General features: G+C 73.3%; 9 protein-coding genes. 3 read left to right on the forward strand and 6 right to left on the reverse strand.

Annotated features, from left to right (window positions below):
- Positions 1 to 4 precede the first annotated feature (4 nt).
- From ACFFHU_RS17905 to fxsT, 3 genes are all read left to right on the forward strand, one after another.
- Entirely contained in the window at positions 5 to 487 is a 483-nt protein-coding gene (locus tag ACFFHU_RS17905) for a hypothetical protein (RefSeq protein ID WP_377340360.1), read from the forward strand.
- 168 nt (positions 488 to 655) lie between these two features.
- Positions 656 to 1912: a TIR-like protein FxsC gene (locus ACFFHU_RS17910; RefSeq protein ID WP_377340361.1), complete on the forward strand. Its 1257-nt coding sequence runs from the start codon at positions 656 to 658 to the stop codon at positions 1910 to 1912.
- Between the two features lie 23 nt (positions 1913 to 1935).
- Positions 1936 to 5874, forward strand: coding sequence for an FxSxx-COOH system tetratricopeptide repeat protein (gene fxsT / locus ACFFHU_RS17915; protein ID WP_377340362.1), 3939 nt, complete (start codon positions 1936 to 1938; stop codon positions 5872 to 5874).
- Between the two features lie 15 nt (positions 5875 to 5889).
- On the opposite strand, the gene ACFFHU_RS17920 is transcribed toward fxsT, so the two are convergent.
- The 6 genes from ACFFHU_RS17920 to pulA all read right to left on the reverse strand — a co-directional run bounded on the left by ACFFHU_RS17920 (position 5890) and on the right by pulA (position 16995).
- Positions 5890 to 7890: an aKG-HExxH-type peptide beta-hydroxylase gene (locus ACFFHU_RS17920; protein ID WP_377340363.1), complete on the reverse strand. Its 2001-nt coding sequence runs from the start codon at positions 7888 to 7890 to the stop codon at positions 5890 to 5892.
- 33 nt (positions 7891 to 7923) lie between these two features.
- Entirely contained in the window at positions 7924 to 9120 is a 1197-nt protein-coding gene (locus ACFFHU_RS17925) for an FxsB family cyclophane-forming radical SAM/SPASM peptide maturase (RefSeq protein WP_377340364.1), read from the reverse strand.
- A gap of 7 nt (positions 9121 to 9127) precedes the next feature.
- A complete protein-coding gene (fxsA, locus tag ACFFHU_RS17930) occupies positions 9128 to 9298 on the reverse strand; it encodes an FxSxx-COOH cyclophane-containing RiPP peptide (RefSeq protein WP_377340365.1) in 171 nt (56 codons plus the stop codon).
- A 307-nt stretch (positions 9299 to 9605) separates the two neighbouring features.
- Positions 9606 to 10448: a PhzF family protein gene (locus ACFFHU_RS17935; RefSeq protein ID WP_377340366.1), complete on the reverse strand. Its 843-nt coding sequence runs from the start codon at positions 10446 to 10448 to the stop codon at positions 9606 to 9608.
- Between the two features lie 187 nt (positions 10449 to 10635).
- Positions 10636 to 11271, reverse strand: coding sequence for a flavin reductase family protein (locus tag ACFFHU_RS17940; protein WP_377340367.1), 636 nt, complete (start codon positions 11269 to 11271; stop codon positions 10636 to 10638).
- Positions 11272 to 11502: 231 nt separating this feature from the next.
- Positions 11503 to 16995 carry a pullulanase-type alpha-1,6-glucosidase gene (pulA, locus tag ACFFHU_RS17945; RefSeq protein ID WP_377340368.1) on the reverse strand — a complete coding sequence of 1831 codons (5493 nt, stop codon included), beginning with the start codon at positions 16993 to 16995 and terminating at the stop codon, positions 11503 to 11505.
- Between the last annotated feature and the right edge of the window lie 126 nt (positions 16996 to 17121).

Here is a 17121-nt window from a genome sequence, read left to right on the forward strand (position 1 = left end):
GCGCATGCCGCGGATCGGGATCACCGGTCACGTCCGGTTGGCCGACGGCACGGCCGAGCTGGTGTACGACTGCCTGGCCGGGTTCCTCGCGCCGTACGCCGGGACCGACCTGCACGGCGTGACCTGCCTGGCCGACGGCGCCGACCAGCTGTTCGCCCGGGCGGTGCTCGCGCTCGGCGGCAGCTACGAGGCGATCATCCCGGCGCTGGACTACCGGCGGGCCGCCGTGCCGGCGGGAAACCGGGTCGACTTCGACGACCTGCTGGAACGGGCGGGATCGGTGTCCTACATGCCGTTCCCGCGCAGCGGGCGGGCCGCGTACGCGGCCGCGAACGACGAGCTGCTGCGCCGGTCGGACCTGCTCGTGGCGGTCTGGGACGGCCGGCCGTCGGACCGGCTGGGCGCCACCGCCCACGTCGTCCGGGCGGCCCGGGAGCGCGGCCTGCCGGTCACCGTGCTCTGGCCCGATGGCGCTCGCCGGGGCTAGGCGTACCACGCGGGAACGACAATAGTTACACCCATCGAAATCATCGGCGCATTGCTGTTGGTTGACTTCTATATACTCTCGGTCAGGTAGCCCTCGTCGCCAGCGGTCCCGAACGGCTCGCCTGAGCACAGCATCCGGCATGCAGACGCGGGCGGTCCGGAGGTGTGGGTGCTGTACTTCTTCCTCAGCTACGCGCGAGGGGACGACGACGTCTTCGTCGAGGAGTTCTACCGGGACCTGAGCCGCGAGGTGCGGGTCCGCGCCGGTCTCGACCGGGGCCAGGAGGTCGGCTTCGTCGACATGCACAGCATCGAGCTGGGCGCGGCCTGGTCCGAGCGGCTCGTCTCGGCGCTGAGCACCTGCCGGTCGTTCATCGCGCTCTGCGGCCCGCGCTACTTCACCAGCGAGGCGTGCGGCCGGGAGTGGCACGTCTTCGCCAGCCGCGCGGAACGGTACGAGCGGGACACCGGCCAGCCCTCCTCGGCGCTGCTGCCGATCCTCTGGCTGCCGCCGCGGCGGATGCCGGAGGTGGCCAGCGCCCTGCAGTACGACTCGGACGTGCTCGGCGAGGCGTACCGGAAGACCGGGCTGCGCCAGCTGCTGCGGTTGCAGCGCAACCGGGAGGCGTACATCGACTTCGTGGACGCGCTGGCCGACCGGATCGTGGAGACCGCCGACACGCACGAGCTGCCCCAGCCGGAGGAGCTGCCGCAGTTCGACGAGATCCCGAACGCCTTCCGGTCGGTGCCCGGCGGGCGCCGGGCGCTGCCGACGCCACCGTCCTCTCCGGAGCGCGGGCCGGACCGGGGTGACACGCTGTCCGTGCAGTTCGTCGTGGCGGCCGGCTCGACCGACGAGATGCGATCCATCCGCGCCTCGCTGGACTATCACGGCGCCCGTCCGGTGGACTGGGCGCCGTACCAGCCCACCATGTCGCAGCCGCTCGGCGAGTACGCGGTGGCGGTGGCCACCCGACGCAGCTTCGCGGCGGCCGTGGCCGATCTCGCCGAGCTCGGTCCCTCGGCCGAGGTGGCCAGCCAGGAGAACCGCATCCTCGTGCTGCTGGTCGATCCGTGGGCCACCCGGGTCGATCAGGCCCGGCTGGCCCTGCTCAAGTACGACCAGCAGGATCGGGAGCCGCGTACGCCGGCGTCGGCCGTGATGATCCCGGCCAGCCACGACGACTCGGAGACCCAGCTGCACTGGCGGGAGCTGTCCGACTCGCTGCGGGCCATCTTCGCCAGCCGGGTGGCCCGGGCCGACGACGTCATGTTCCGCACCAGCATCCTCACCCACCAGGCCTTCGAATCCGACCTGCAGGTGGTGCTCGAGGTGGCGGTCAACCGCCTCTTCGTCGAGGGCCGGGTGCACCGCAGACCGAGCGGTGACACCGCGGGCGGTTGGCCGCAGTTGCAATCACCCTAGAAACCCAAGGGGAGGGATGCGTCGTGACATCCTCCGGACCTGGCAAGATCGTCACCTTCTACTCGTACAAGGGCGGCACCGGCCGGACCATGGCGGTGGCCAACACGGCGTGGATCCTGGCCAGCAACGGGCACAAGGTGCTCGCGGTGGACTGGGACCTGGAATCCCCCGGCCTGCACCGCTACCTGCACCCGTTCCTGCGCGACAAGCAGCTGCGCGGCTCCCCCGGCGTCATCGACCTGATGCGCGGCTTCGCCAAGGCCACCGTCCGGGAGCCGGACCACGGCGGCGACGACCCGAACTGGTACGAGCAGTACGCCGACGTGCTGCAGTTCGCCTTCTCGCTGGACCGGTCCTTCCCGGACGGCGGCGTCATCGACTTCCTGCCCGCCGGTCAGCAGGACGCCTCCTACTCGGAGTCGGTCCGCACCTTCGACTGGCACAGCTTCTACGACCGGCTGGGCGGCGGCATCTTCCTCGAGGCGCTGCGCCGCAGCATGCGGGACAACTACGACTACGTGCTGATCGACAGCCGGACCGGGCTGAGCGACACGGCCGGCATCTGCACGGTGCGCCTGCCGGACATCGTCGTCGACTGCTTCACGATGAGCACCCAGAGCATCGACGGCGCCGCCGCGGTGGCGCACTCCATCCGCGGCCAGCGGGTCGGTGAACCGGTCCGGTTGCTGCCCGTGCCGATGCGGGTGGAGGACGCCGAGCAGCTCAAGCTGGAGGCCGGCCGGGACTACGCCCGGGCGCGGTTCGCGCCGTTCCTCAGCCACCTGGCGCCCGCCGCGCTGGAGCGGTACTGGGGTGACGTCGAGATCCCGTACAAGCCCTTCTACGCGTACGAGGAGATCCTCGCGCCGTTCGGCGACCGGTCCCTGCAGGAAAACTCCCTGCTGGCCGCGTTTGAACGGCTGGCCGGGGCGCTCACCGAGGGCCGGGTGGACCGGCTCAACCCGGTGCCCGAGACGGAGCGCCGGCGGCTGCTGGCCGAGTTCGAGCGTCCGCGCGCCACCGTCACGCCGGACGTGCTGGTCAGCTACGCCGCCGTGGACCGGATGTGGGCCGAGTGGATCGCGGCGCAGCTCACCGGGGCCGGGCTGCGGGTGCTGCAGCGCGAGGTCGACTTCTCGCTGACCCCGGACCAGGCCGACCCGGCCGGCGGGCTGGCCAACATGCAGCACATCATCGTGTTGCTGTCCCGCGAGTACGTCGGTTCGGCGCGGGCCGCGGAGTTCTGGAAGGCCGCCGCGGCCCGCGACCCGCTCGGCGGCCGCCGGTTCCTGATCCCGATCCGGCTGGACGCGGCCCGGGTGCCGCCGCCGTTCCTGGACCGCCCCCCGGTGGAGCTGTCCGACCTGACCGAGGAGCAGTCGGTGGCGGCCCTGCTGACCGCCGTGGGCCAGCCGGGGGTCGGCGCCGAGCGGCCGCCGGAGGGCTTCGCCGGGCCACGCTTCCCCCGCCGCCGGCCGCCGGTCTGGTCGGTGCCGCAGCGCAACCCCAGCTTCATCGGCCGCCGGCAGCTGCTGGAGGCGCTGCGCAACCGGCTGGCGGCGGCCGACGGCGCGATCGCGCCGCAGGTGCTGCACGGACTGGCCGCCGTGGGCAAGAGCCAGGTGGCGGTGGAGTACGCGCACCGGTTCCAGGCGTACTACGACATCGTCTGGTGGGTGCCGGCCGAACAGACCGGGATGGTGCCGGCCGAACTGTCCCGGCTGGCCGGTCAGCTCAAGCTGCCGACCGGCGACAGCCTGGCCGAACGGGTCCGGCTGCTGCTGGACGCGTTGCGCACCGGCGAGCCGTACCAGCGGTGGTTGATCATTTTCGACAACGCCGACGACCCGGCGGAGCTGCTGAGCTACCTGCCGCAGGGCTCCGGGCACGTGCTGGTGACCACCCGCAACCAGGCCTGGACCCGGCACGGGCAGACGCTGGAGATCGGCGTGTTCCGCCGGGAGGAGAGCGTCGAGTTCCTCCGCCGCCAGGTGACCGGGCTGGCGGCCGCGGAGGCCGACCGGGTCGCGGAGAAGCTCGGCGACCTGCCGCTGGCCATCCAGCAGGCCGGCGCCTGGCTGGCCGCCACCGCCATGCCGGTGGCGCAGTACCTGGAACGCCTCGACCACGAGCTGCCCCGGCTGCTGCGGACCGAGCTGCCGGCCAGCTACCCGCAGTCCGCCGCGGCCGCCTGGCTGGTCTCGCTGAGCCGGCTGCGCGACCAGATGCCGGCGGCCGCGAAGCTGCTGGAGGTGTGCGCCTTCTTCGCCCCCGAGCCGATCCCGATGTCGCTCATCTACGGCGACCGGTTCGTCAGCGTGCTGCTGCCGTTCGACCGGACGCTGCGCGACCCGATGCTGCAGGGGCGGATCATCCGGGAGATCGGCCGGTACGCGCTGGCCCGGGTCGAGGCCGGGCCCACCAGCATCCAGCTGCACCGGCTGGTCCAGGCGGTGATCCGGGACAACCTTCCGCTCCACGAGTGGGACGCCAACCGGGCGCACGTGCACGAGATCCTGGCCGCGGCGAACCCGCGGGACTCCAACAACCTGGCCAACTGGCCGACGTTCGCGGCGCTGCGCCCGCACCTCGGGCCGTCCAGGGCCGTCCAGTCCCCCGTCGAGGACGTCCGCCGGCTGATGATCGACATGGTCCGGTACCTGTGGAAGGCGCTCGACTCGCAGGGCAGCGAGCAGCTGGCCGAGGAGGCGCTGGCGGCCTGGCGGGAGTCCTTCGACGCGGACGACACGCTCACCCTGCTGATGCGCTTCCAGCTGGCCAACGCGCTCCGGTTGCAGGCGCGCTACCAGGAGGCGTACGACATCGACGCGGACGTCTTCGAGCGGCTGCGCAGCCAACTCGGCGACGACCACCCGTACACGATCACGGTGGCGAACGGCCTGGCCGCCGACCACCGGGCGCTCGGCCGGTACGCCGAGGCGTACCGGTTGGACCGCGAGACGTACGCCCGGTCCAAGGAGGCGTTCGGTGAGGACGACCGGACCTGGTTGGCCGCGCACAACCTCGGCGTGTCGCTCCGGCTGCTCGGCGAGTTCGACGAGGCGCTACGGATGGATGAGGAGGCCTGGTACAGCCGCCGGGACAACCTCGGTGAGCGGCACATGTACGCGCTCTTCTCGGCCGCCAACTACGGGCGGGACCTGCGGGACATCGGCGACTTCGCGCAGTCCCGGCTGCAGCTGGCGAGCACCGTGGCGATGATGCGGGAGGACCTGCAGGAGGACCATCCGGAGACGCTGCGGGCGGCCAAGAGCCTCGCCGTGACGCTGCGCAAGCTGGGCGAGTTCGCCGAGGCGTACGACCTCACCAGCGACACGCTGGCCCGGTCGCGGCGGGTGCAGGGCGAGAACCATCCGGACACCCTGGCCTGCGCGCTCAACCTGGCGTCCGACCAGTCGGCGCTGGGCCGGGACCCGGCGGCCGTGAAGACCGCGCAACGGGTGCACGACTGGTACCGCCGGGTGCTCGGCGAGGACCACTCCTTCACCCTGGCCGCCGCCAACAATCTCGGCATCTTCCTCCGCAAGACCGGCGACCACACGCGGGCCCGCGAGTTCACCGAACCCGCGCACCACCGCCTCGCCGACCGGCTCGGCGAGGATCATCCGTACACCCTCGCCTGTCAGGTCAACCTGGCCAACGACCTGTTCGGGTTGGGCGACATCGAGGCCGCCGCCGAACTCGACCGGCGGACGTACGAGCGGATCCGCCGCCGGCTCGGCGAACGGCATCCGGAGACGCTGGCGGCGGCCAGCAACCTCGGGGTCAGCCTGCACGCCGTCGATGAGCGGGCCGCCGCCATCGAGCTGTTCGACCAGGTCCTGCCGGTCTTCCGGCAGGAACTCGGCGACGACCACCCGAACACCCGGACCGCGGTGGCGGCGGCGAGTGGCGTCGCCGGCTCCCGGCTCAACTGCGACATCGAGCCGCCGCCCACCTGACGGCGACCCGGTCGATCACGGAGTCGGGGCGGTGATGGCGGGCGCGGAAAGCGGCGGACCGCCCGCCGCGACTCCATGCTCGACGGCGCCGTCGAGCGGGCCCTCCGCGGCGGCGCCGCCGACCGGGCGATCCGCGGCGGCGCCGTCGAGCCGGCCCTCCGCGGCGGCGCCCTCGACCGGGGCGTCCGTGCCGGTGGGCGGGGCCAGCCAGGCCGCCAGGGCCAGCGGATCCGGCGGCGCCGCACCGGCCGCCCGGACCGCCAGGTGGACGGCGTACACCACCTCGGGGCACTCCGTCAGCGCCCGGACGGCCGGCGCCGGCGGGCGAGGCGCGGCGAGGGCGAGCCCGGCCCAGGCGGCCACCCGGTCCGGCGCCTCGGCGATCATGGCCAGGTAGCCCCCGACCGCGGCCGCGTGGTCGCCGCGGACGAAGGCCAGGTCCGCGGCGCACGCCTCCGGGGCCACCTCCGGCAGCAGCCGGGGGTCGGCGCACACCTCCCGGAACCGGGCGGGCCGGGTCAGTCGCAGCCGGTCCAGGTCCTGCCGGCCGGTGCGAAACAGCCGGTCGTCGCTGGCCGGGGCGATCCTGGTCGGCACCGGCTCGCCCGCCGACGCCCGCCCGGCCAGCCAGTCGGCCGCCAACCCGGCGATCCGGCCCGGGTCGGGTCGCACATTGCGCAGCCGCCAGCCGATGCGGTGGTCGGCCGCGCTCACCCCGGCCGCCGTCTCGGCCGCGGCCGGCACGGGGACGGTACGGAAGCCGGTCAACGTCTCGCGCATGCCGTCCAGGAAGCGGCGACCGGCCGGGGTGAACGAGGTCGAGGCGGCGAGACCGCGGTGCGCCTCGTACACCAGGGCCCGCCACCGGGCGAACTCGCGGTCGGCGGCGGCGGCGGCGCCGCCCCGCAGGTGGTGCCGCTGCACCCGCCAGAAGTCGGTCACGGCGAGGAACGCGTACACCCCGTGCAGCAGGCCGCCCAGCGGCCGCGGGTCGTCCCGCCACGGCGCGTAGTAGCGGGGCTCGTCGTCATCGTCGTGCAACCGCTCGATGTCGAGCAGCGCCCACAGCTTGGCGTGCTGGAACTCGTGCACCAGCGCCAGGGCCAGGCCGAGCGCGTCGGCCGGCCGGGTCAGCGACATGGCGCCGAAGGCGTCGTTCGAGGTCACGTTCATGCCCTGATCGGCCCGGACGGCCCGCAACGGCACGACGGTGGTCAACCCGGCGGCGATCGCCTCGGCATAACCCCGGTGCGACTCGACCAGGATCGGCCACGCCTCGTCGAGCAGGCGCTGCCAGCCCGCCACGGCCGCGGCGTCCAGCCGCTCCGCGGCCGCCCGCTGCCCGCAGTTGCGATACGGGTCGAGATCGTCGAGGCACAGCCGGACGGTGAGCCCGGCCGCCGTCGCCGCGATGGTGCGCAGCGGCTGCCAGCCCGGCATCCCGTCGTCCGCGCGCTCGTGCCCGACCGGCCCGGCGCCCGCCCCGGCCGGCGAACCGGCATCGGTGCGGACGCCGCCGGGCGAGCCGGTCGGCACCCGCCGGTCGTCCACCCACAGCGCGCCGTCGGCGGACCGCAACCGCAGCTGGGCGCGGCCGGGCACCGCGACCCGGCCGTGCCGCGGCAGCATGACCGCGCCCTCGTGGACCGGCACCACCACCTCCGCCGGCAGCCCGGCGGCGGCCGCGGCCACCACGGCCAGCGCGCCGAGATAACCGAGCTCCCCGGTCACCGGTCGGCCGGCCCGCAGCGCCCGCAGGGTGGCCGCGATCCAGGCCCCGGTGTGCGGCGCCGCGAGCACGTCGAGCACGGCGGGCGGATGGCGGTCCTGCGCCACGGCCAGGGTCGCGTACCAGCCCTCGCACTCGGCCGACCGGGCCAGATCGAGCAGCACGCGCAGCCCGAGCAGCCGCCGGCTGAGCTGGGCCGTACGCAACCGGTTGATGGTGTCCACGCCGCCCTGCCCGCGGGCGAGGTCGGCGAAGTCGGCCGCCGGCAGCCGGTGCACCTCAATCATCGGGACCTACCCTTCCTCGACCGGTTCGCCGACTCACGCCGGCACCGCCAGCCGGGCGATGTCGACCCGGAGCCGGCCGGCGACGTGATCGACGAACCGCAGCAGGTCCGGGCAGTAGACGGACGGATTGTCGAAGCCGGCGCCGGCCCGGTAGCGGTGCGGGTAGTAGCCGCCGCCGCAGGTGTCCCGGATCCGGCAGGACCGACAGCCGGCGGCGAGCGCCCGCGCCCCGAGCTGGCGCGCGACCACCGCGGGGTGCGCCAGCGCATCGTCCAGCCGGTGGGTGAAGACGTTCAGCCCGGTCCCGGCGGCGCCGTGGTAGGTCGACCGCAGCGTGTCGATCTGCTCCAGCGCGCCGTCGGCGTTCACCACGATGGTGGCCACCGGGCTCAGCCCGATGGATTCGGACCGGCTCGCCCCGCCGAGCAGGACGTTCACGGTCTCCTCGAACAGCCGCACCCCGACCCTGGCCGGCTCGTCGTACCAGCGGTCGAACGCCGCCGACAGCCAGTCGCCGTACGGGGTCTCGGCGCCGGACCCCCGCCCCGGCGGCGGGCTGGTCCAGTTGCCGTGCGGCAGCAGCAGATCGATCAGCGGAGGCTCGTGCGCCACCAGGGCGTCGTAGGTGCCCACCGGGTCGTTGTCGAGGCTGACCACGCAGAGGATGCCGGCGAGGATGCCGGCGGCGCGAAGCAGCTCGATGCCCCGGCAGGCACGGTCGTAGCTGCTGTCCCCCCGGGCGCTGCGCCGGTGCCGGTCGTTGGCCCGGCGGTCACCGTCCAGGCTCACCCCGACCCGGACGCCGGCCTCGGCCAGCGCCGCCGCGCCGGCCTCGTCAAGGAGCACGGCGTTGGTCTGCACCGTCACGTCGACGGTGGCGTCCGGGACCGCGGCCCGCACCCGCCGGGCGATCGCCGCGAGCCGGGACGGCCCGACCAGCAGCGGCTCGCCGCCGTGCAGCACCACCCGGACGGCCGGCAGCCGGTGCTCGGCCACGTGCTCGGCGACGCGCCGGCAGGTCTGCCCCAGCACCCGGTCCGACATGGACCGCGGCTGGTCCCGCCAGCCGGAGTCGGCGAGCTGGTACATGTAGCAGTAGGTGCAGGCCAGGTCGCAGCGCGAGTGGACCTTCAGGACGTACTCGTGGAACGGCGTGGGCCGCCACCCGTCCGCGCCGGAAGCCGCGATAGCCGGGGTGGTGACGGGCGGGATGCCGGTCCGGTCGGCCACCTGCGCCTCAGACGGCCGAGTTCCACCCGGCGACGGCGGCCTGCGGTCGGTCCGCCTCGGCCAGGATGCGGCGCAGCGATCGGGCGAGCACAGAATCGTCCGAGGAACGCAGCTCGGCGAGCCGGAGCGTGGCCACGTCGGCCAGCTCGGGCCGCTGCTCCTCGTGGGTTGCTTCCATGGCAGCCGTCCTTGTCCATTGACCACGATCGGATGCTGGCTTCCGTTGCGTCGCCATCGACGGCGGATGTGATCGGCGGCCAACGGTCGCCAATGGTAGATGTCCGGGTGGCCACGGTGTATCACCCGGCCCGTCACAATCGCGTGTCGAAGGACCCGCCCGGATTTCGGATCCCGCGACGCCGCCGACCGGGTCGGCGGTCGAAACTTTCACCAACTACCGTGATGGTACGCCCCATTTGCCGGGCAAGACCCCTTTGCCGGTGTGTCGCGATAATGACATCCTTCGCGCGGTTGTTCCGGCCGGCTCACTCCGGCAGCGGCACGGCCGTCCCGGTGACGTCGATGCCGGCGGCCGGGTCCGCGCCGATGTCCACCCGCAGCAGGCTCGGCCGCCCGAGGTCCACCCCCTGATGCACGCTCAGGGCGGCCGGCACCGCCACCAGGCCGAGTTCCCGCAGGTAACCGCCGAAGGCCGCGGCCGCGGCCCCGGTCGCCGGGTCCTCGACCACGCCACCGGGCGGGAACGGATTGCGGGCGTGGAACAGGGTCGCCGACTCCCGCCACACCAGGTCCACCGTGGTCCAGTCGCGGGCCGCCATCAGGGCCGCCAGCGCCGGGTAGTCGTACTCCAGCTCCGCCAGCCGTCGCCGGGTGCCGGCCGCGAGCACCGGATGCCAGGCGCCGGCGTACGCCACCCGCGGCGGCAGGGCCGCGTCGAGGTCCTCGATGGACCAGCGCAGCGCGGCCAGCAGAGCCGTCAGGTCGGTGTCGGCCAGCGGGACCGTCCGCGGGGGCACGCTGGTGAGGGTGGCCGTGAACGCGCCGTCCTCGCCGCCGGACGTGCGCACCCGGACCGCGCCGGCCGCGGTGGCCAGCCGCAGCGTCCCGGCGCCGTGCCGCTGGGCGTACGCCACCGCCGAGGCGATCGTGGCGTGCCCGCAGAACGGCACCTCGGCCTTCGGGCTGAAGTACCGGACCGCCCAGGTCCGCTCGCCGGTCGGGGTCAGGAACGCGGTCTCCGAGTAGCCGAGGTCGGCGGCCACCGCGAGCATCTCGGCGTCGGTGGCGCCCCGGGCGTCGAGCACCACGCCCGCCGGGTTGCCACCGCTCGGCGTGTCGGTGAAGGCGGCGTACCGCAGGATCTCCATGACCCCGACGCTAGCCGGCGCGGCCGGGCGGCGTCGGCGGCCAATCCGCGGCCCGCGGCCCGCGCCGGTTCGGCGACGGTACGGCGGCCCCCGCAGCCCCCGCAGCCCCGCGGCCCCCGCAGCCCCGCGCCCCCGCGGCTCCGCAGCCCCCGCAGCCCCGCGGCCCTCGGCGGCCCCGCCGGCCGGCTCAGGCGGAGGTGCTCACCATCCGGTGCGGCATCTCCCAGCCCTCAGCGAGCCTGGACGGGTGGACGTTGCGGCCACCACCGAAGAACTCGCAGAACTTCATGATCAGCGGATCCCAGCCGACCGGGTCCACGTGCCGGGTCCCCGGGATCACCAGTTCCTCCTCGACGTGGGCGCGCAGCACCGCCACCTCGAACGCCGTCGCGTTCTCGGCGCCGCCGAACGGGTGGGTCGCGGCCACCCGGCACTCCAGCTGGATGGGGCACTCGGCCACCCGGGGCGGCGCCACCAGCTCGGACGGCTGCTCGGTGAGCCGGGCCACCGCGAACTTGTCCGGCTCATACCGATAGCCCTGCCGACGCTTGCCGGGCGGCACCACCGGTGTGCCCGTGGTCAGCGCCAACCGGTCGACGGCGTCGACCAGGGTCGACGGCGCCAGGTTGAGCACGCATTCGCGCTCACGTCGCAGGTTGGCCGTGGTCTGGCCGCTGTTTCCCAGGCCGAGCATGGCCGACTGGCCGAGCCACCAGGCGGACGACATCGGGGCGAGATTCGGGGTGCCGTTCTCGTTGCGCGTGCTGACCAGCACCACCGGGGTGCCGAAGTAGAGCACCTTGAGCCCCGGGACCACGTGCATCGTTCCACCCTCCGCCGGTCGACCACGGCCGCCATCGGGCGGCCCGTGGTCAACTCTGCGCGGAACGGACCGCCGATGCTGGCGCTCATCGGACCCGGCGCTCATCGGACCCGAGCGTTGGCTCGGGCGAGCTCGGTCGAGCTCGGGCGAGCTCGGTCGAGCTCGGGCGAGCTCGGGCGTTAGGAAGGGCCCCTTCCTATACAAAAAGCGATAACAAGGGGCCCTTCCTTCTCACTTCTGCACGTACACCGCCACGCTGCGGGCGGGCACCGTGAAGGTGCCGCTGCCGGTGTCGAAGGACGCCGTCCGCAGCACCGGGTCGGCCGAGTCGCGCAGCACCGGGTGCAGGCTCACGTTCGCGCCGCGCAGGCCCGGCACGGTCTGCCGGGCGGTGTCCGGGGTGCCGTTGAACACCACCGTCACCGACGACCAGCGGCCGTCCAGGCCCCGCCCGTCGATCCGCATGGTCACCACGCCGGGGGTCTCCCCCGTGCCGGACAGCGGGAAGGACACCCGGCGCTGGACCTCGGCCGCGCTGCCCAGCCCGAACACCGGCGACGAGCGCCGGATCCGGAGCAGCTCGGCGTACCGGGCATCGGCCTGGTTGATGGCCGCGCAGCCCGGCACCAGCTTCGGGTCGGCCAGCAGCGGCTTCGCGTACGGCCACTTGTCCTGGTTGTCCGCCGCCGGCGGCAGGCCGGCGCCGAACCCGTTGCCCTGGGCGCAGTCCCAGCGGATCTGGTTGAACCAGTCGCCGGAGTTGAACGAGTTGCGGTCCAGCGACTTGGATCGCAACCGCTCGGAGCCGGCCGCCACGAAGCCGGTGCCCTGGCCGAGCGCGGTGGTGGCCAGCGCGAGGACCTGCATCCGGGCCCGGTCCGTGTCGCTCGTGCCCTGCGGCAGCTTGTACGCCAACGCGTCATACAGGATCTCGTTGTCGTGCGCGTCGACGTACGTGACCGCCTCGCCCGGCGCGGCCGTGTAGCCGGCCGGCGAGCCGTTGTAGTCCACCTGCGACCCGGTGACCTGCTTGCCGGCGGAGTCGGTGAACCGGTAGCCGGCCAGGTTGCCGACCAGCCCGACCTTGATCAGGTCCTGGTAGTGCAGCAGCCGGGCCCGCTGCTCGGCGGCCGAGCCGTTGACCGGGTCACCGTTCGGGTCGGTGAACAGCCCCGAGGCGAAGCCCTGCACCCGGGGGTTGCCGTCGAACGGGCCGCCGCCGCGCACCGCGTCCCGCAGCCGGTCGTTGAACGTGCCGATGCCGGTGCCGGCCATGTTGGCCTGGGTGGCCTGGACGAACCGGGCGTCGTTGGCCACCTCGCCGAAGTTCCAGCCCTCGCCGTAGAGGACGATCGACTTTCCGTCGACCCCGTCGCGGGCCATGGTCAGCCTGTCCAACGCGGCCCGGACGGCCAGGATGTTCGCCTTCGGGTGGTGGCCCATGAGGTCGAACCGGAACCCGTCCACCTTGTACGCCCTGGCCCAGGTGACGATCGAGTCGACCACCAGCTTGCCCATCATGGCGTGTTCCGGCGCGGTGTTGGCGCAGCAGGTGGAGTTGGCCACCGTGCCGTCGTCGAGCAGCCGCTGGTAGTAGCCGGGCACGATCTGGTCGAGCACCGACTTCGGGTCGGTGCCGGCCGCCGACGTGTGGTTGTAGACCACGTCCATCACCACGCGCAGCCCGGCGCCGTTGACCCCGGCCACCATCTGCCGGAACTCCCGGGTCCGGGCCGCGCCCTGCGGGTCGACCGCGTAGCCGCCCTCGGGCACCGTGTAGTGCAGCGGGTCGTACCCCCAGTTGTAGCCGTCGGTGTCGGCGACCGCCGCCACGCACTCCTGCTGCTTCGCCGAGTCCGGCGGCAGGGCCGCCAGGTCGCACGCCGGCTGCTTCTGGTCGGCGCGCCGCTCGGGGATGGTGGCGAAGTCGAACGCCGGCAGCAGGTGCAGGTGGGTGACGCCGGCGTCGCCGACCGCCCTGAGGTGCCTCATCCCGGCGCTGTTCGGGTCGGTGAACGCGTCGAACGTGCCGCGCTTCTCGGCCGGCACGGTCTGGTCGGCGATCGAGAAGTCCCGCACCGACAGCTCGGAGATCTGCGCCCTGGCGGCCGGCACCGCGGCCGGCTTGCGCAGCGCGCCCCAGCCGGCCGGGGCCAGCCGCGGGTCGGCCAGGTCGATGATCTGGCTGTGGGTCGAGTCGGCCGACAGCGCCACCGAGTACGGGTCGGTCACCGCGGCCGTCACGACCTTCTGCGCGGCCGGCTGCCAGGCCCGCACCTGGTAGCGGTAGTACTTCCCGATCCAGTCGCGGCCGCCGGTCACCGACCAGACGCCGGTACGGTCGTCCCGGCGCATGGCCACCGTGCGGGGCGAGCCGGACGGGTCGTCGAACAGTTGCAGCGACACGCTCTGCGCGGTGGGCGCCCACACCGACAGCGTGCTCCGGCCACCGTGGAAGCTGGGGCCCAGCGTGGCGTCGGTGGCCCTCGGATACAGATCGTCCAGCACGCCGGGGATCTGCACGCCGGTGGCCGACAGCAGGTTGCCGGCGTCGTCGCTCTCGGTCACCACGAGCTGGCCGCGAAGCAGGTCCGGCGCCCGGGCCAGGTCGCGCCGGTCCAGCGTGAACGCGCCGTACTGCCACAGCTGTGGGAACTTCGCCCGCTGGGCCTCGGTGAGCCCGTTGCGCTGCGCGTGCAGCTGCACCCGGGTGTACATCCCGGAGAGCTTGCCGTCGGTGATGGCGAGCCCGCCGTTCGGCGCCGAGACCAGGTCGTACCGGCGCCCGTCGGTCGGGCCGGCCTGCCAGGCCACGGTCCTGGTGTCGATCCACTGGGCCCGCTGCTTGGTGATGTCCTGGTCGTGGCGCACGCTGGCGGTCACCGGCAGCAGGTGCCCGGGCGTGCCGGCCAGCAGCCATGCCTCGTGGCCGGCGCTGGCGAAGTCGAGGCGCTGGTCATCGGGGAGGTCCTTGGTGTCGCCGGAGTGGATGATGTAGTTCAGCCCGGTCGCCCCGGCCGCCAGCGGCACCTTCCAGTAGACGCCGTACGCGTCGGTCCCGGTCGGTGGCAGCGGGCTGCCCCAGTCGGTCGGGTTGGCCGCGCCGTCCCAGACGTGCAGCCCCCAGCCGCCGTAGTTGCCGTCGGCCCGCCGGTAGTGCAGTGTCGCCGTGGTCTGGTCGACCGGCGGGTCCGGCTGACCGGTGGCCGCCTGCCGGGTGGGATAGAGGGCCGGGTCGCCCTGCTTGACCCAGACCTCGCCGGTCTTGGTCACGTCGATGGTCCGGTCGGCCTCGACGTCCTTGGCGCCGTTCTTGTCCACCACGAGGAAGCCCACCGACTTGGCGCCCGGCTTGAGCTTCACCCAGGCGAACCGGCCGTACGAGTCCTCCCCGGCGAACGGCTGGCCCTTGGGCCAGTCGGTCTGGTAGGCCGGGTCGATGTCGCCCCAGGCGTACAGCCCCCAGTCGCCGTAGTCGCCGGCCGGGCGCTGGTAGTGCACCACCACCCAGTCCCGGGAGGTGGACTCGGGCGGGGTGCCGACCCGGGCGGTCGACCGGGCGGTGGCGGTCCGGCCCCGGCCGTCCCGCACCACCGCCTTGTACTCGATCGGGGTGCCGGCCGCCAGCCCGGTCAGGTCGTGGTAGACGAGGTACGGGGCGCGGTCGGCCCGGCCGAGCAGCGTCCACGGGCCGCTGCCGGCCCGCGCGGCCACCGTGACGGTGGCCAGCGGGTCGCCGGTGACCTGGGCGCTCACCGCGGCCCGGGTGGCCACCGTGCCGCCGGGCGCGGGGTCGGTGATCCGCACGGTCGGCGCCGCGGCCGGGACCGCGATCGGGCCGCCGGCCTTGTACACCACGGCCGACATCGGCGGTACGCGCACGGCGAGCTTGCCGTCCGCGCCGGCCTGTGCGGCGCCGGTGCCGCCGTAGATCCCGGTGAAGGTCGCGCCGGCCGACCAGGTGTCCAGGGTGGCGTCCTGTGCCGTGGCCGCGTTGTTGACGGCCACCACGTACTCGACCCGCTGCTTCGGGTCGACCCGGGAGAACGCGAAGACACCCGGCCCGTCCGAGGCGTACCGGGTGACCTGGATGCCGTCCCGCAGGCCCGGGTTGGCCGCGCGCAGCCTGCCCAGCTCGGCGATGGTCCGGTAGAGCGGGTGGGTCGGGTCGTACTGGTCGGACGCGTGCGTGCGGTCGGTGCCGATCAGGTCGTCGTGCAGGTAGTCGGGCACCTTCGAGGCGAACATGTCCTGCCGGGCGTCCTTGTCGCCGCCGGGCCCGGTGAAGCCCTGCTCGTCGCCGGAGTAGACCACCGGCTGGCCGCGGGTCAGGAACATGAGCTGGTGCGCGAGCTCGTCCCGGCGCAGCTCGGCGGCGGGGTCGTGCTCGGTCGCGGCGATGAACGAGCCGATCCGGCCCATGTCGTGGTTGCCGAGGAAGGTGGTGAGCCGGCCCGCGTCGGTGTTGCGGGAGGTGTAGAGGTCGTCGCTGGCGTACACGTCGGCCAGGGACTTGGCCGAGCCGTTGGCGGTGGTGTAGCCGCGGGCCGCCTCCTGGAACGAGAAGTCCAGGGTGGCCGGCAGGCCGCCGCGGCGCACGTACGTCGACTCGATCTCCTCGTCGGCGCTGTAGACCTCGCCGAACATGGAGAAGTCCGGCTTGCCGGCCCGCTGCGCGGCCCGGGCGATGCCCTGGCTGAACTGCGGCCAGAAGTCGAGGTCGGCGTGCTTGACGGTGTCCAGCCGGAAGCCGTCGATCCCGGTGGAGCCGATCCAGTCGCCATAGATCTTGGTCATCCCGCGCACCACCTCGGGCCGTTCGGTCCACAGGTCGTCGAGGCCGTAGAAGTCGCCGTACTCGCTGTTCTCACCGGTGAAGGTGGAGTCACCGCGGTTGTGGTACATGGTCGGGTCGTTCAGCCAGGCCGGCACCTTGGCGTGGCTGTCGGCCGCGGTGGCGAACGTCGGGCGGTGCGGGAAGGAGTCGAGGTTGACCGCCGGGAAGGCACGGCTGCCGTCGGCGTAGTTGCGGTCCTCGAACGGCCGGCCCTGCGCGTCCTTGTACGGCTTGGTCGCCTTGTCCACGTACGAATAGTCGTTGTCGGCGTACTTGATGACGTCGGCCGTGTGGTTGACGATCACGTCGAGGTAGATCTTGATCCCGCGCCGGTGGGCGAGGTTGACCAGCTTCTTCAGGTCGGCGTTGGTGCCGAAGTGCGGGTCGACCTGGGTGAAGTCGGTGATCCAGTAGCCGTGGTAGCCGGCCGAGACGTCCTTGCCGGTGCCCTGGACGGGCCGGTTCTTGAACACGGGGGCCAGCCAGATGGCCGTGGTGCCCAGGCCCTGGATGTAGTCGAGCCGGTTCATCACCCCCTTCAGGTCGCCACCGTGGTAGAAGCCCTTGTCCGTCGGGTCGTATCCGGTGCTGAGCCGGTCCCCGGGCAGGCCGCCACGGTCGTTGCCGGGGTCGCCGTTGGCGAACCGGTCGGGCAGGGCGAAGTAGAACTGTTCGGCATGGTCCTTGCGGTCGGCGGCCCGGAGGAGGGCGTCGGCCGACGGCTCGGCCGTCCACTGTGCGGCGCCGGTGCTGGACGCGGGGGCCGCGGTGCTCCGCTGGTGGCCGGCGTCGCGCGGCTGGGCCACGGCGGGGGTGCCGGTCAGGGCGAGCGTGAGCAGGGCGGCAAGGGCGGGGAATGTGGTGCGCGATCGGGGCGGGGGCTTCATCGACGGCCTTCCTCTGGTCGCTGATTGGCCCGCACGCTACTTCTTGCGCAAACTTTCCGCAATGCTCTGCAAACACCGCAGTAACCCGAGCCGCAGGCGTTAAAAGGGGGCCCTTCCTATACAAAA

It is taken from the genome of Plantactinospora siamensis, assembly GCF_042434095.1.
In the GTDB taxonomy this organism is placed as follows: domain Bacteria; phylum Actinomycetota; class Actinomycetes; order Mycobacteriales; family Micromonosporaceae; genus KBS50.

Bases quoted from the DNA above. Each gene is read 5' to 3' on its own strand.
- ACFFHU_RS17905 (WP_377340360.1), top strand. From the start codon at position 5: ATGCCGCGGATCGGGATCACCGGTCACGTCCGGTTGGCCGACGGCACG.
- ACFFHU_RS17920 (WP_377340363.1), bottom strand. From the start codon at position 7,890: ATGATTGAGGTGCACCGGCTGCCGGCGGCCGACTTCGCCGACCTCGCC.
- fxsA (WP_377340365.1), bottom strand. From the start codon at position 9,298: ATGGAAGCAACCCACGAGGAGCAGCGGCCCGAGCTGGCCGACGTGGCC.
- ACFFHU_RS17935 (WP_377340366.1), bottom strand. From the start codon at position 10,448: ATGGAGATCCTGCGGTACGCCGCCTTCACCGACACGCCGAGCGGTGGC.
- ACFFHU_RS17940 (WP_377340367.1), bottom strand. From the start codon at position 11,271: ATGCACGTGGTCCCGGGGCTCAAGGTGCTCTACTTCGGCACCCCGGTG.
- pulA (WP_377340368.1), bottom strand. From the start codon at position 16,995: ATGAAGCCCCCGCCCCGATCGCGCACCACATTCCCCGCCCTTGCCGCC.